The organism is Tepidiphilus olei (assembly GCF_006980705.1).
In the GTDB taxonomy this organism is placed as follows: Bacteria; Pseudomonadota; Gammaproteobacteria; order Burkholderiales; family Rhodocyclaceae; genus Tepidiphilus; species Tepidiphilus olei.
This window is the reverse complement of sequence record NZ_SBHO01000008.1, coordinates 27,741-42,503: the sequence shown is the minus strand read 5'-3', so window position 1 is coordinate 42,503 and position 14,763 is coordinate 27,741. Positions and strand designations below refer to the sequence as shown.

General features: G+C 66.1%; 16 protein-coding genes. 13 read left to right on the top strand and 3 right to left on the bottom strand.

Annotation, left to right across the window (positions count from 1 at the left end; all coding sequences use genetic code 11):
* Positions 1–85 precede the first annotated feature (85 nt).
* Positions 86–622: a Spy/CpxP family protein refolding chaperone gene (locus tag EPD80_RS08960; RefSeq protein WP_169116320.1), complete on the bottom strand. Its 537-nt coding sequence runs from the start codon at positions 620–622 to the stop codon at positions 86–88.
* 184 nt (positions 623–806) lie between these two features.
* Between EPD80_RS08960 and EPD80_RS08955 the strand changes: the two genes are divergently transcribed.
* The 4 genes from EPD80_RS08955 to EPD80_RS08940 are packed head-to-tail and all read left to right on the top strand — an operon-like array spanning position 807 to position 4,148.
* Positions 807–1,535, top strand: a complete 729-nt coding sequence (locus EPD80_RS08955) for a response regulator (protein WP_142805026.1) — start codon at positions 807–809, stop codon at positions 1,533–1,535.
* Complete coding sequence (locus tag EPD80_RS08950; RefSeq protein WP_142805025.1) at positions 1,532–2,893, top strand: sensor histidine kinase; 1,362 nt, start codon at positions 1,532–1,534, stop codon at positions 2,891–2,893. The genes EPD80_RS08955 and EPD80_RS08950 overlap by 4 nt, the downstream gene beginning before the upstream one ends.
* A gap of 30 nt (positions 2,894–2,923) precedes the next feature.
* Positions 2,924–3,292: a SpoIIAA family protein gene (locus EPD80_RS08945; RefSeq protein ID WP_142805024.1), complete on the top strand. Its 369-nt coding sequence runs from the start codon at positions 2,924–2,926 to the stop codon at positions 3,290–3,292.
* Positions 3,273–4,148 carry a sulfurtransferase gene (locus EPD80_RS08940; protein ID WP_142805023.1) on the top strand — a complete coding sequence of 292 codons (876 nt, stop codon included), beginning with the start codon at positions 3,273–3,275 and terminating at the stop codon, positions 4,146–4,148. Before EPD80_RS08945 ends, EPD80_RS08940 begins: the two co-directional genes overlap by 20 nt.
* 17 nt (positions 4,149–4,165) lie before the next feature.
* Here the strand turns inward: EPD80_RS08940 and murI are convergent, their stop codons facing one another.
* Together murI and queG are read right to left on the bottom strand one after the other, a co-directional pair.
* Entirely contained in the window at positions 4,166–4,984 is an 819-nt protein-coding gene (murI, locus tag EPD80_RS08935; protein WP_142805022.1) for a glutamate racemase, read from the bottom strand.
* On the bottom strand, positions 4,981–6,084 hold the full coding sequence (queG, locus tag EPD80_RS08930) for a tRNA epoxyqueuosine(34) reductase QueG (RefSeq protein WP_142805021.1): 1,104 nt from the start codon (positions 6,082–6,084) through the stop codon (positions 4,981–4,983). Before queG ends, murI begins: the two co-directional genes overlap by 4 nt.
* A 72-nt stretch (positions 6,085–6,156) precedes the next feature.
* Between queG and tsaE the strand changes: the two genes are divergently transcribed.
* From tsaE to EPD80_RS08885, 9 genes are read left to right on the top strand one after another with little or no spacing between them, the layout of a single operon-like run.
* Entirely contained in the window at positions 6,157–6,585 is a 429-nt protein-coding gene (tsaE, locus tag EPD80_RS08925) for a tRNA (adenosine(37)-N6)-threonylcarbamoyltransferase complex ATPase subunit type 1 TsaE (protein ID WP_221928929.1), read from the top strand.
* Entirely contained in the window at positions 6,558–7,919 is a 1,362-nt protein-coding gene (locus EPD80_RS08920; protein WP_142805019.1) for an N-acetylmuramoyl-L-alanine amidase, read from the top strand. The genes tsaE and EPD80_RS08920 overlap by 28 nt, the downstream gene beginning before the upstream one ends.
* A 58-nt stretch (positions 7,920–7,977) precedes the next feature.
* Positions 7,978–8,931: a bifunctional riboflavin kinase/FAD synthetase gene (locus EPD80_RS08915; RefSeq protein WP_142805018.1), complete on the top strand. Its 954-nt coding sequence runs from the start codon at positions 7,978–7,980 to the stop codon at positions 8,929–8,931.
* Positions 8,928–11,741, top strand: coding sequence for an isoleucine--tRNA ligase (gene ileS / locus EPD80_RS08910; RefSeq protein ID WP_142811204.1), 2,814 nt, complete (start codon positions 8,928–8,930; stop codon positions 11,739–11,741). The genes EPD80_RS08915 and ileS overlap by 4 nt, the downstream gene beginning before the upstream one ends.
* Positions 11,738–12,253, top strand: coding sequence for a signal peptidase II (lspA, locus tag EPD80_RS08905; RefSeq protein WP_142805016.1), 516 nt, complete (start codon positions 11,738–11,740; stop codon positions 12,251–12,253). The genes ileS and lspA overlap by 4 nt, the downstream gene beginning before the upstream one ends.
* Positions 12,250–12,678, top strand: a complete 429-nt coding sequence (locus EPD80_RS08900) for an FKBP-type peptidyl-prolyl cis-trans isomerase (protein ID WP_142805015.1) — start codon at positions 12,250–12,252, stop codon at positions 12,676–12,678. Before lspA ends, EPD80_RS08900 begins: the two co-directional genes overlap by 4 nt.
* 7 nt (positions 12,679–12,685) lie before the next feature.
* Entirely contained in the window at positions 12,686–13,627 is a 942-nt protein-coding gene (ispH, locus tag EPD80_RS08895) for a 4-hydroxy-3-methylbut-2-enyl diphosphate reductase (protein WP_142805014.1), read from the top strand.
* Positions 13,624–13,863 (top strand): exodeoxyribonuclease VII small subunit, encoded by a 240-nt coding sequence (gene xseB, locus EPD80_RS08890; protein WP_142805013.1) that lies wholly within the window; start codon positions 13,624–13,626, stop codon positions 13,861–13,863. The genes ispH and xseB overlap by 4 nt, the downstream gene beginning before the upstream one ends.
* Positions 13,860–14,762 (top strand): polyprenyl synthetase family protein, encoded by a 903-nt coding sequence (locus EPD80_RS08885; protein WP_142805012.1) that lies wholly within the window; start codon positions 13,860–13,862, stop codon positions 14,760–14,762. The genes xseB and EPD80_RS08885 overlap by 4 nt, the downstream gene beginning before the upstream one ends.
* The last annotated feature ends 1 nt before the right edge of the window (position 14,763 follow it).

The following is a 14,763-nucleotide window of genomic DNA, read 5'->3' as shown; positions in this document are numbered from 1 at the left end:
TGCGCCAAGAGGAAAGACGATCGAAAAAAACGATCGCGGCGACGTGACCAGGCAATCACGCGCCGCGATCGTCCCGGCGAGACGCTCAGCGCGGCCGCGGATCCCCTCCTTTCCCTTTACCCCAGCGCATGAATTCCCGATCGAACACGTCGCGCTGCGTATCGTCGAGCTGGAGGTAAAACTTTTGCACCGCCTCGCGCAGGCTGCGTACCGCTTCGAGATGGGCCGCCAAGCGCTCTTCGCGCTCCTGTAGCCTCCCCAAAGCCGTCACGGGGCGCTGGCTTTGCTCCCAGCGATAGGAGAAGAACTGCTCCCGGTGCGCACTCCAAACGGCGAGGAGTTCCTCCCAGGCGGCACGCTGCTCCGGGCGAAGATTCAGCAACCCCTCCAGGCGCTTTACTTCGGCGTCGTGGCGCTGCTGCATGCGTTCGCGCCATTGCTCCGGCGTCATCTGCGGGCGTACCGCCGGGCCGGCATCGGGCCCCATCGGAGCGCCCCCCCTGGGGGCTGGCGCCGGCTGCTGTGCGAATCCGGCCCCCGCGACCCCGATCAGTGCCAGAGCGACGAGGCCGTGCCGCCAGCGGCGAGTCAGACCGTTTTTCCTCATCCGAGCATCCATCATCGTTTTCTCCTCATTCATCATTGCGTTGCGTCCCTTGCGGACATGTTCATTAGAGCACGCAACCGCCGTCCTCGCGCCTCATCAGCGTTTCGGCGTGTAACGTTTGTTATCGCCGACGATCGTATCTTTTTCCTTTGGAGTGAAGTGCGCCATAATGCAGTCGATGTTACATACGAAGCCCCCAATGGAGTCGACCTCTCACCTCATCCTGGTCGATGACGACCATGAGTTTCGCCGCTTGCTCGGCGAAGATTTGCGACGACGCGGTTTTTCGGTCGAAGCGGTAGCCGACGCTGCGGCGCTCGATGGGCTCTTGGCACAGCGTCTGCCCGATCTCATCGTGCTCGACTGGATGCTACCCGGTGAAGACGGGCCCAGCGTGCTGCGCCGGCTGCGGGCCAATCCACGCACCCGAGCAGTCCCCGTATTAATGCTCACCGCGCGCAACGACGAGTTCGACCGTGTCTTTGGGCTCGAGATCGGTGCCGACGACTATCTCACCAAGCCCTTTCTTCCCCGTGAGCTCGAGGCGCGCATCAAGGCGATCCTGCGACGCACGCGCAGCCCCGGCACCCAGCCATCGCTCGCACCCAGGCGCTGGCGCATCGGGCCGGTCGAATTCGACACCGTGGCACGAACCCTCACCCTACCGGATGGCACGGTCCAGCCGCTCACCGGGAGCGAGTTTGCCCTGCTGTCGCTCTTCGTACAGCACCCCAACGAAGTGCTCACCCGCGACTATCTCATGCGCGCCACGCGTGGGCGCGGCGCCGACGTGTTCGACCGTGCCATCGACATCGCCGTCAGCCGCCTGCGCGCCAAACTCGAGTCCGACCCTCAGGTACCGCGGGCCATCCGCTCGGTGCGCGGCCAAGGCTACGTGCTCGCCGCTCCGGTCGAATCGATCGAATGAGCCTGATTCCTCTGCTGTCTTTCGGCCGACGCTTGCGCACCCGACTCGCCTGGGTGGTCAGCGCCGCCGTCGTCGCCCTCTTTGCCCTGACGCTGGCCTTGCTCGCCTACCAAAGCCGGGCGAGCGCGGAAGTGCGTCTGCAACGCGACGCCGCCCAAGCACTGGCGCGCGCCGTTGCAGTCATGGAAGCTCTGCCCTGGAGCGAGCGGCCCATGGCCGCTCAATATTGGGAATTCGCCCCCTTGATCGTCGCTCCGGCCGCGCCTCCACCACGAGCTCGGCCACTCCCCCTGCCGCCGGTATGGCATGAAACGCTCGCCAATTTCTTTTCGCTGGAAGACCTCTCTTTCTGGGAAATCGAAACCGAGGCCGGATCCCGCCGCGGAGCCACCGTCATCCTCGAAGACGGCACTCCTTTGAGCGCTTTGCTCCCACCTCAACTCCATCGGCCGCAACCCAACCTGCCCTGGCGCATCGTCACCGCGCTCGCACTCGCCGGGATCGGGACCTGGCTCATCACGCTGTGGGCCTTGCGCCGGGTCACTTCCCCGCTGGAGCGGCTCATCGGCGCGCTCGAGACCTTTGCCACCCCTCAGGCGTCAGCCACTCCACTGCCCGAACACGGCCCCTACGAAGTCGTACTCACTGCCCGCACCCTCAACGCCCTACGGGAACGCATCGAGCAGCTGCTCGCCGCCCGCACCGCCCTGCTCGCCGGTATCGCACACGACCTGCGCACACCACTGGCGCGCATACGCCTGCGCGTGGAGGTTCTGCCCGAGGACGAGATCCGCAACGGGATCGAGCGCGATTTGGCGGACATGCAAAAGCTCATCGACCTCAGCCTCGACTATGCCCGAAGCCTCACCCCCCATCTCGAATACCAGGAGGTCGATCTCAACGAATTCGTTACCGATCTCGTCGCCCTCTACCGTGAAAGCGGCGTGGAGATCGAAACCATTCTGCCTGCTCCCCCCTTGTCGGCAACGGTCGACCCAGCAGCACTCGGGCGCATCCTCTCGAATCTGCTCGACAATGCCTCACGCTACGGCACTCGCGTGCGACTCACCTTGCGCCCCTCGGCGGAGCGAACCTACGAGTTCACCATCGAGGACGATGGCCCAGGCATCCCCCGCGAATCGAGACGCGCCGTACTAGAACCCTTCGCTCGGCTAGACCCTTCGCGCAATTACGACACCGGCGGCACGGGGCTGGGTCTAGCGATCGCCGTCAACCTTGCCCGCGCGATGAACGGCACGCTCGTGCTCGAGGATTCCGCACTGGGCGGTCTGTGCGCCCGTCTCGTGCTGCCGTGCGAGCCCGCGACGGGTTGCGGGGGCGGGCACGGATCGCTATAGTGAGCGTGTTCGTTCCCGAGGAACCGCACCGTGATCACCATCGAAGTCCGCGACGACCTCATCTCCGCCGCCGTGTTCGGCGAATTCACGCTCGAAGATTTCAAGGAATTCGAGGATGCGGTCGAATACCGCAACCGCTTCGGCGGTCCGGTGGACGTACTGCTCGACCTGCGCAACATGCTGGGGTTTACGATCGACGCTGCCTGGGAAGAATTCCGCTTCGCCCGGCAACATCCGAACGACTTCCGTCGCATCGCCATCGTCGCCGAAGACGACTGGCTTGCCGTGCTGACCTGGCTCGAAAGCCTCTTTCTCGAGGCCGAGATCAAGGTTTTCGACACGGAGGAAGAAGCCCTCGCCTGGCTCAAAGAGGGACGAGATGCACCAGGCCATCCATGACGGCGTCGGCCCCATCCTCTCTGTTCGCACGCTCGCCGAACACCTGGACGATCCTTCCTGGCGGGTGATCGACTGCCGGCACGACCTCAGCGATCCGACGCTCGGCCGCCGGGCCTGGGCGGAGGCCCACATCCCCGGGGCGATCTTCTGGCATCTGGACGAAGATCTCTCCGGTCCACGCACCGGCACGAATGGGCGCCATCCCCTTCCTGCGTATGGCGATTTCGTCCGTTTCGCGGGGGACTGCGGCCTCACGCCCGAGACTCGGATCATCGTCTACGACGACGACGGAGGAATGTTCGCGGCACGCGCGTGGTGGCTGCTGCGCTGGATCGGGCATCGGCGCGTCGCCGTGCTCGACGGGGGCTGGAACGCCTGGCGCAGCGACAATCTGCCGTTCGACCGCAGCGTGCGGCAAGCCGCGCCGTGTACCTACCCGGCCGCACCCGAGCCGTGCATGCCCACCGTCACCGCCGACGAACTCCTCGCCCAACTCGGAACGGGCCGGTTCCTCATCCTCGATGCCCGCAGTCCCGACCGCTATCGCGGCGAGAACGAGGCGCTCGACCCGGTCGCGGGCCACATTCCCGGCGCCGTCAACCGTTGCTACCGCCTCAACCTCGACGAGCACGGCCGCTTCCGCCCACCCGAGGCCCTGCGCGCCGAATTCGCGGCGCTCCTTGCCGGCCGCGATCCGTCGGAAGTGGTACATCAATGCGGCTCCGGCGTCACCGCCTGCCACAACCTGCTTGCAATGGAATGGGTGGGCTTGAACGGCTCGCGCCTCTATCCCGGCTCATGGAGCGAGTGGTGCGCCGATCCGCGCCGTCCGGTCGCCACCGGGCCCGAACCCTGAGAAACGACCCGAGCAGACTACTCCGGCACGTCGACGCGCACCACTTCCGGCAAGGACCGCCCCAGGAAGCGTTCGGCGATCGTCTGGAAACGCAGAGGGACGTCAGTCACGTAGAAACGATGCCGGAGAACGACGCCGACTCCGGCGCGCAGTCCCTCTTCTCGATCGAGCACCTGGGCGGCCTGCTCGGCCGTGGTCACGGCCGAATCGACGATACGCACCCGCGGCCCGGCGATCTCGGCGAGCACCGGCTTGAGCAAGGGATAATGGGTACAGCCGAGCACGAGGGTGTCCACCCCTTCGGCGAGCACCGGCTTGAGGTACTCCTCGGCGGTAAGCCGCGTCACCGGATGGTCGAGCCAGCCCTCCTCCACCAGCGGCACGAAGAGGGCACAGGCTCGTGAATGCACCCGCACGTCGCCGCGCAGCGCGTGAATGCGCAGCGCATAGGCATTGCTATTGATGGTGGTCGGGGTACCGATCACGCCCACCGTGGCGTTACGCGTGGCCGCCACCGCCGCCCGGGCGCCGGCCTCGATCACGTCGAGCACCGGCACGTTCGGCCCGGCGAGCGCACGCACCACTTCCTGCGCCACCGCCGCCATGGTGTTGCACGCCACGATCAGCATCTTCACGTCCTGCGCGAGCAGGAAACGGGTGAGCTGGGCCGCGTAACGCGCGATGGTGTCCGGCGACTTGATCCCGTAGGGCACGCGCGCCGTGTCGCCGAAGTAGACGATGGATTCGAACGGTAGCCGCTCCATGAGGGCGCGCACCACCGTCAAGCCGCCCACTCCGGAATCGAACACCCCGATGGGGCGCTCCGCCTTCGTCATCCTGTGCCATCCCTGCAAAAGCGCGAGTGTAGCACCGCCCCTCGAGACGCTCCATGCCGCGCGAGCGCCCAGGCGACGTGCTCGCGCACCAGGTGGGAGGGATGCTCTCGCCGCGCCGCGAGCGCCGCCACCACCTCCGGACTCGTGGGCGCGTTGCCCAGGGCCACGGCCAGGTTGCGCAGCCACCGTTCCCAGCCGATGCGCCGGATGGGGCTGCCGGCGAAGCGCTCCAGGAACTCGGCCTCGCTCCAGGCGAAGAGCGAAGTGAGCGCCGGCGCATCCAACCCATGGCGTGGCGCGAATTCCGGGAGATCGACGCGCCGCGCGAAGCGGTTCCACGGGCAGACGAGTTGGCAATCGTCGCAGCCATAGATGCGATTGCCGATCATCGGGCGCAGGGCTTCGGGAATCGGCCCTGGATGCTCGATGGTCAAATAGGAAATACATCGGCGTGCGTCCAGACGATAGGGCGCCACGATTGCCCGGGTCGGGCAGAGATCGAGGCAACGGGTGCAGCGCCCGCAGTGCGGCGCAACCGGTTCGTCCACCGGCAAGGGCCAATCGGTGAAGATCTCGCCGAGAAAGAAGAAGGACCCTTCCTCTCGGTTCAACAAGAGCGTGTGCTTGCCGCGCCAGCCGAGCCCCGCGCGCTCGGCAAGGGCCACTTCCATCACCGGCGCCGAATCGACGAAGACCCTCCCACGGTGCGGCCCCAGCGTTTCCATGAACGCAAGGAGCTTTGCCAGGCGCGCGCGCACGACTTTGTGGTAATCCCGCCCCAGGGCATAGCGCGACACGTAACCAAGCCTCGGGTCGGCGAGCACGGTCCGTGCCGGCACCTCCTCCACAGGCCAATAGGGAAAGCGCAAGGAGATCACCCGGACCGTGCCCGGCACCAATTCTGCCGGACGCGCACGCAAAAGCCCATGCCGGCGCATATAATCCATCTCACCGTGGAAGCCAGCCTCCAACCAGGCGAGCAGGCTCGGTTCGCACCGAGACAAATCAGGCTCGGCCACCCGCATCGCCGAAAACCCCAAGGAGGCAGCCGCCTCGGCGATCGCGCGTTTGCGCGCCTGCCAATCGACCAAGTTCGTCATCTCCACAAACGCCCCATGTCCCTGCCTCGTGAAACTTCGGCCATCACCCTATCGCTCAGCGACGAGAATGCCATGGCAGCGCTCGCCGCACGTCTGGCCCCCTGCCTTGCCCCTGGCTGGGTCGTTCACCTCGTCGGCCCCCTGGGCGCGGGCAAGACCACCTTCGTGCGCGCGATTCTGCGTGCTCTGGGACACACCGGTCCCGTCAAGAGCCCCACCTACGGACTGGTTGAACTTTATCCTGTTTCTGGATTAAACTTGTATCACTTTGATTTTTATCGGTTCGCGACACCGGAAGAATTCTACGCCGCGGGGCTGGAGGAATACTTCGACGGCACGGGTGTTTGCCTCGTCGAATGGCCGGAAAAAGCTGCAGCACTCGCCCCCGGAGCCGATCTGACGATCACGATCGAACCACGACCAGACGGCAGCCGTGAAGTTCGGCTAACCGCCTCGACCCCGAGGGCTCGCCAATGTCTGAACCGCCTCGCCGCACCATGACGCCCATACCCGCAACGGTCCCTCGGCGCCGTTTCCTCGGACGGGCCGGCGCCCTCCTGGCCGCCTTCACCCTCACGCCCCATCTGGCCAGGGCACAAGGAACGACCTTCGTCGCCGTGCGCGCCTGGCCGGCCGAAGATTACACGAGGATCACCCTCGAAGCGAACCAGCCACTGCATTTCGAGTATCTTTTCGTTCCCGACCCCGACCGGCTCGTGATCGACCTGCCTGGCATGAACATCGACGAAGTGCTCAAGAGCCTACCAGACAAGATCGCGGCCGACGATCCCAACATTCATGGCGTGCGCATCGGTCAGTTCCGTCCCGACGTGGTGCGCGTGGTCATCGACCTCAAACGGCAGGCCGAACCGCAGATTTTCACCTTGGATCCGGTGGCTCAGTATCGCCACCGGCTGGTCATCGACGTCTATCCCAAAACGCCGCGCGACCCCATCGAGGCCCTGCTTGCCGAGCTCGACGGCAAGCGAGCGGCCACATCGCCCACGGCGGCATCCTCCGCGCTGAGCGCAACGCCCGATCTCACCGCTTCAGCCCCTCCCCCTGCCCAGACGAAAGGCGCCCCGACCACGGCTCGGGCCTCGGGCGGAGCCCCCTACGTGGTCGTGATCGATCCCGGTCACGGCGGCGAGGATCCGGGAGCGATCGGCCGCTTCGGCACCCGCGAAAAAGACGTGACCCTGGCCATCGCGCGCCGGCTCAAACGCATCATCGATGCCCAACCCAATCTACGTTGTGCCCTGACCCGTGACGGAGACTATTTCGTTCCCCTTGGCGAGCGCGTACGGCGAGCCCGTAGGGCCCAGGCCGACCTCTTCATTTCCATCCATGCCGACGCCGTGGCCTCCTCGGCACCGCGCGGCAGCTCCGTCTATGTGCTGAGCAATCGCGGCGCCTCGAGCACCACCGCACGTTGGCTCGCCAACAAAGAAAACCAGGCCGACCTCATCGGAGGCATCAATTTGGGGCAACAGAACGAGCACGTCGCCAAGACCTTGCTCGATCTCTCGCTCACGGCGACCATGCAGGATTCCGCCCAGCTCGGGCGCCACGTCCTTACCGCCCTCGGGCAAGTCAATACGTTGCACAAACGCGACATCGAATACGCCAACTTCGCCGTGTTGCGCAATCCGGACGTTCCTGCCATATTGGTCGAGACTGCCTTCATCAGCAACCCAGAGGAAGAGCGGCGACTGAAAGACCCAAAATACCAAGAGCAACTGGCGCAGGCGATCCTCAAGGGACTGCAACGCTACCTCGAGACCACGGCTCCGACCCCCCGCCTGCTGATCGCTGCACGCGAGGGAAGGGGCTGAAAAGACGGCGTTTCGCTGCACAGCCGATATAATCAAAGTTTTTTCCGGCACAGCGGCCATGCGCGTCATCCGAGGCAGCGGCGGACCTCATCCGCCCACCGTGCTGACGATCGGCAATTTCGATGGTGTCCATCGCGGACACCAGGTTCTGTTGCGCCTGGTGCGCGAGCGCGCCGACGAAGCCCGGATCCAGGCCGCCGCCCTCACCTTCGAGCCTCACCCGCGTGAATTCTTCGCCCCGCAATCCGCCCCGCCGCGGCTGAGCACCTTGCGCGAGAAGCTCCTCGCGCTCACCGACTCGGCGCTCGATCGCCTGCACGTGCTGCGATTCGACCTGCGCCTTGCCCGGCTCGGAGCCGCGGAATTCATCGAAACGCTGCTCGTGCGCGGTCTCAACGTCAAGCACCTCGTCATCGGCGACGATTTTCGTTTCGGCGCCCGACGCAGCGGAGGTCTCGCCGAACTGCTCGAAGCCGGCGAACGGTATGGTTTCACCGTCGAGCCGATCCCTGAAGTGCGCATCGATCAGTGGCGCGTCTCCAGCAGCCTCATCCGTACCCTGGTGACCGAGGGCAAGCTCGCCCAGGCCGCACGTCTGCTCGGGCGCCCGTACAGCATCGAGGGCCGAGTGATGCACGGCGAGAAACTCGGACGCACGCTCGGCTTTCCCACCGCCAACATCGCCTTGTCGCCGCGCCGGCTCGCTCCGCCGGGCGTCTATGTCTGCGCCGTGACGGGGCTTGCCGCCTCGCCGCTGCCCGCGGTGGCCAACATCGGCCTGCGCCCGACGGTGGGCGGACTCTTGCCGCGGCTCGAGGTCCACCTGCTCGACTGGCACGGCGAATGCTACGGCCGTCGCCTGTGCGTCGCCTTCTTCCACAAACTGCGCGAGGAACGCAAGTTCGCCGGCCTGGACGCCCTGCGAGCCCAGATCGCCGAAGACGTCGTCCATGCCCGCCAATGGCATCGACATCACGGCGCGACGTTCCCCCTGACCGAGGATCATCCATGACCGACTATCGTGCCACGCTCAACCTTCCCGATACGCCCTTCCCCATGCGCGCCAACCTCGCCAAACGCGAGCCGGGCTGGATCGCCCAATGGCAGCAGAAAAAGCTCTACCGCAAGATCCGCGAGGTCTGCCGCGGTCGGCCCAAATTCGTGCTGCACGACGGCCCGCCCTACGCCAACGGCGACATCCACATCGGCCACGCGGTCAACAAGATCCTCAAGGACATCATCGTACGCTCGAAGACGCTGGCCGGGTTCGATGCCCCCTACGTCCCGGGCTGGGACTGCCATGGCCTGCCGATCGAACATCAGATCGAAAAACTCTACGGCAAACACCTGCCGCCGGACGAGGCCCGCCGCCGCTGCCGCGAATACGCCGCCGAGCAGATCCAGCGCCAGATGAAAGATTTCATCCGCCTGGGCGTGCTGGGCGACTGGGACGATCCTTACCTCACGATGAACTTCGCCAACGAGGCGAACGAGATTCGGGCGCTGGGCAAAATCTACGAGCGCGGCTACCTCTACAAGGGGCTCAAACCCGTCAACTGGTGTTTCGACTGCGGCTCGGCCCTGGCAGAAGCCGAAATCGAATACGCCGAGCGCACCTCGCCGGCGATCGACGTCGGTTTCCCCCTCGAAGACCCCGCCGAACGCACGCGCCTCGCCCACGCCTTCGGCCTGAGCGAGCCGCCGCAAGGGCCGATCTACGCCGTGATCTGGACCACCACGCCGTGGACCATTCCCGCCAACCAGGCGATCAACGTGCACCCCGAGGTCGTCTATGAACTGGTGGCCACGCCCCGCGGCGCGCTCATCCTCGCCGCGGCGCTGCGCGAACAGGCACTCGCGCGCTACGGACTCGAGGGGCGCGTGCTGGGCGCAGCGCACGGCACGGCGCTCGACCGGCTGCGTTTCCGCCACCCTTTCTATGCCCGCGACAGCCTGGTGATCGCGGCCGATTACGTCGATACCTCCACCGGCACGGGTCTGGTGCATTCGGCGCCGGCCTACGGCGTCGACGACTTCCTCACCTGCCTCAAGGCCGGCATGCGCCAGGAAGACATCCTCATGCCGGTGCGCGGCGACGGGACCTATGATCCTGCGCTCCCCTTCTTCGGCGGGCTTTCGATCTGGGACGCGAACCCGAAGATCGTCGCCAAGCTCGAAGAAGTCGGATCGCTCTTCGCCCACGCGCCGATCCGCCACAGCTACCCCCACTGCTGGCGCCACAAGAGCCCGACGATCTATCGCGCCACCGGCCAGTGGTTCATCGCCATGGATACGATACCCGGTCGCGCCCTACCCGACGGCGAGACCCTGCGCGACAAAGCCTTGCGCGGGGTGGAAGCCACGCGCTTCTATCCGGCCTGGGGGCAGGCGCGGCTGCATGCCATGATCGCCAATCGTCCCGACTGGTGTATCTCGCGCCAACGCAACTGGGGCGTGCCGATCGCCTTCTTCGTCGACAAGACCACGGGTGAACCGCACCCCGCTACGGCGCAGCTCATCGAGGAAGTCGCCCAGCGCGTCGAACGCGAGGGGATCGAGGCCTGGTTCCGGCTCGATCCCCGCGAACTGCTCGGCGAGGAAGCGGATCGCTACGAAAAAGTGCTCGACACGCTGGATGTGTGGTTCGACTCTGGCACCACCCACGTGCACGTGCTGCGCGGTTCGCATCCCGAGCTAGGGCATCCGGCCGACCTGTACCTCGAGGGGTCCGACCAGCACCGCGGCTGGTTCCATTCGTCGCTGCTCACCGGCTGTGCCATCGACGGGCATCCGCCCTACCGGGGGCTGCTCACGCACGGATTCGTCGTCGACGGCCAAGGGCTGAAGATGTCGAAATCGCGCGGCAACGTCGTCGCACCGCAGCAGGTAGCCGACACGCTCGGCGCCGAAATCCTGCGTCTGTGGGTCGCCGCCACGGATTATTCCGGCGAGCTCACCATCTCCAAGGAGATCCTCGACCGCGTCGTCGAGGTCTACCGGCGACTGCGCAACACGCTGCGCTTCATGCTCGCCAACGTGGCCGACTTCGAGTACGCGCGGGATGCGGTTCCGGTGGAAGACATGGTGGAGCTCGACCGCTACGCCCTGCTGCGGCTAGCGCGCCTGCAGGCGCAGGTCTGCGCCGACTACGAGCGTTTCGAATTCCACAAGGTGGTGCAGGCGCTGCAGAACTACGCCGCCGAGGAGCTGGGCGCCTTCTACCTCGACGTCCTCAAGGATCGCCTCTACACGACCCCGGCCGATGGGCTGCCGCGGCGGTCGGCACAGACGGCACTCCACCACATCTTGCACGCCTTCGTGCGCCTGATGGCGCCGGTGCTCGCTTTCACCGCCGAAGAGATCTGGACCTACCTCACCGGCAGCGACGACGACAGCGTGATGCTGCATACCTGGCACGAGATTCCGGAAGTCGCTGACGCCGAGACGATCGAACGTCGCTGGACGCTCGTGCTCGAGACGCGCGAGGCGGTCAACAAGGCGATCGAGGCGGTGCGCATGCAAGGCCGCGTCGGCCCCTCGCTGCAGGCCGAAGTCACGATCCGTGCCCACGGCGAACGCTACGCCGCGCTCGCGGCCTTGGGCGCAGAGCTCAAGTTCGCCCTCATCACCTCGGAAGCGCGTCTGGCGGAAGTCGACTCGCCCACAGACGAGGGAATCGAGGTCGAGCCGAGCCCACACGCCAAATGCGAGCGCTGCTGGCACTATGAAGCCGACGTGGGCAGCGACCCCGAGCACCCCACCCTGTGCGCGCGTTGCATCGACAACCTACACGGCGCGGGCGAGACGCGCCGCTGGGCATGAGCGCCTTCGCCCGCCTGCGGCCGACGCTCGCCATTGCCCTGGCGGTGATGGCGCTCGATCAGGGTAGCAAGCTCGCCCTCTCGCGTTGGCTCCCCGAGGGTGAGCGCCTGGTGCTCGCGCCTTTCCTGCAGCTCGTCTCGGTATACAATCCGGGAGCGGCCTTCAGCTTTCTCGCGCAAGCCGGAGGCTGGCAGCGCGGGTTCTTCCTCGTGCTCGCGCTCGCCGTGAGCGCATGGCTGCTTTGGCTCGCCGCGGCTAGAGAGGCAGGACGGATGGAGCGCCTCGCCTATGGTCTGATCGTCGGCGGGGCGCTCGGCAATGCCATCGACCGGCTGGTGCATGGCGCAGTCTACGATTTCCTGCTCTTTCACGCCGGCCGTTGGGCTTGGCCCGCCTTCAACCTCGCCGACAGCGCCATCACCGTCGGCGTGGCGTTGCTGCTGTGGCACCAATGGCGGCAAGGCAAACAGGCGCGTCACGCCAACGAACCACCAAATGAGACCCCGACATGACCGACACCGTCCGCCCCGACAGCCTCGTCACCCTCCACTACCGTTTTCTCCTCGAAGACGGCACCGCCGTGGTGAGCACCTTCGAGGCCACCCCTGCCACCTTACAACTTGGCACGGGGGAAGTGCTGCCGGCGCTCGAGCGCTGTTTGGTGGGACTGAGCGTGGGTGAGCATCGCGTCTTCACGCTGCCACCCGAAGAAGCCTTCGGCCCGCACCGCCCCGAGCTCGTCGAGCGAGTGGCGCGTGCCGATTTTCCACCGGAAGTCACCGAGGCCATGACGCTCATGGAGTTCGCCGCTCCCGACGGTTCGCGCTATACGGGTCTGGTACGGGAACTCACCGAGGAGTATGGCGTCGTGGACTTCAACCATCCCCTTGCCGGCAAGACCGTCCGGCTCGAAGTGCACATCATCGGCATCAGCTGACCCCACTATGGCTACTACTCCTCCCACCGTGATGCTCGCCAACCCCCGCGGCTTCTGCGCCGGGGTCGATCGTGCCATCGAGATCGTCGAGCGGGCACTCGAACGCTTCGGCGCCCCCATCTATGTACGCCACGAGATCGTGCACAACCGCCACGTGGTCGAAACCCTGCGCGCGCGCGGGGCCGTTTTCGTCGAAGAGCTCGACGAAGTCCCCGACGGGGCCGTCGTCGTCTTCAGCGCCCACGGCGTGGCTCAGACGATCCACGAGCGCGCCCGGGCGCGTGGCCTCACCGTGCTCGACGCCACTTGCCCCCTGGTCACCAAGGTGCACCACGAAGTGCAGCGGCTGCACCGCCAAGGCTACGACATCGTGATGATCGGACACCGCGGGCATCCCGAGGTCGAGGGAACGATGGGGCAAGTGCCCGATCGCATCCACCTCGTGGAGACCGAAGAAGAGGTTGACCGGCTCTCGCTCGATCCCGAACGCTGTGCCTACGTGACCCAGACGACACTCTCGGTCGATGACGCCCGGCGCATCATCGCACGGCTCACCGCACGCTATCCTCGCATTCTCGGCCCCAAGAAAGACGACATCTGCTACGCCACGCAAAACCGCCAGGATGCCGTCAAGCAGCTTGCCACCCAATGCGACCTCGTGCTGGTGATCGGCTCTCCCAACAGCTCCAACTCCAATCGCCTGCGGGAAGTGGCCGCGGCGCTGGGCATCCCGGCACGGCTCATCGAGGACGAAACGGCGCTCACGGCCGAGACGCTCGGCCAAGCACGGCGCATCGGCCTCACCGCCGGTGCCTCGGCCCCGGAAGAACTCGTACAGCGCGTCCTCGCCCGGCTACGCCAGCTGGGGGTCAGCGACATCGCCGAACTCCCGGGCGTGGCGGAAAACGTCCGTTTCACCCTTCCCAAAACCCTCACGGAGGCGACATGAACGAACCCGCCGCCGCACCCGAGAACCTCGACTTCGAAGCCGCGCTCACCGAACTCGAGCGCATCGTCCAGGCGCTCGAGACCGGCCGCCTACCGCTCGAGACGGCCCTACAACGCTATCAGCAAGGCGTGGCGCTGGTGCGTCGCTGCCGTCAGGTGCTCGACGAAGCCGAGCAGCGCCTGCTCGCCATCGAAAACGGCTCCCTCGTGTCCCTAGACCCTCCCGCCGAACGATGACGCTCTCCGTGCGCGAACCGTTCGAGCTCTGGTGCGAGCGCCGCCGGGCCCTCGTCGAACACTTCCTCGAGCAAATTCTCCCGCCGGCCGACACGGAACCCCGGCGCCTGCACGAAGCGATGCGCTACGCCGTGCTCGGCGGCGGAAAACGCATCCGGCCGCTGCTCGTCTTCGCCTCCGGCGAGGGATTCGGTGCCCCGACCGAAGCGCTGTTGCCCGTCGCGGCGGCGGTCGAGCTCATCCACGTCTATTCGCTGGTCCACGACGACCTGCCCGCGATGGACGACGACACTCTGCGCCACGGCCGCCCCACCGTCCATGTGGCCTTCGACGAAGCCACGGCACTACTCACCGGAGATACGTTGCAGACACTCGCCTTCCAGCTCCTGGCCACGTCCTTACCCAGTTTGCCTGCGAAACGTCAGCTCTGCCTGGTGCGTGAGCTCGCCCGCGCCAGCGGTTCGCACGGTATGGCCGGAGGGCAGGCGCTCGACCTGGAAGCCACCGGCCGCAAGATCCCCCTGGAATCGCTGCAAGCCCTGCATCGGCGCAAAACGGGGGCGCTCATCCGCTATGCGGTCCTCGCCGGCGCTTACTGCGACGAACCCGATGCGCAAGCCCATGCCACGCTCGAGCGCGGTGCCAACGCCCTCGGGCTCCTCTTCCAGATCACCGACGACATCCTGGACGCCACTGCCGATAGCACCACCCTGGGCAAGACCGCCGGCAAGGACGAACGCCACGCCAAGGCCACCTATGTCACGCTCCTGGGGTTGGAGGGAGCGATCGAGGCTGCACGAAATACCCTGGCAGAAACCCTCACTGCATTCACCGCCCTGGGACCGCCTGCCGAGCGCCTGTGCGAGCTCGCCCGTTTCGTCGCCGAGCGCCGGCGCTGAT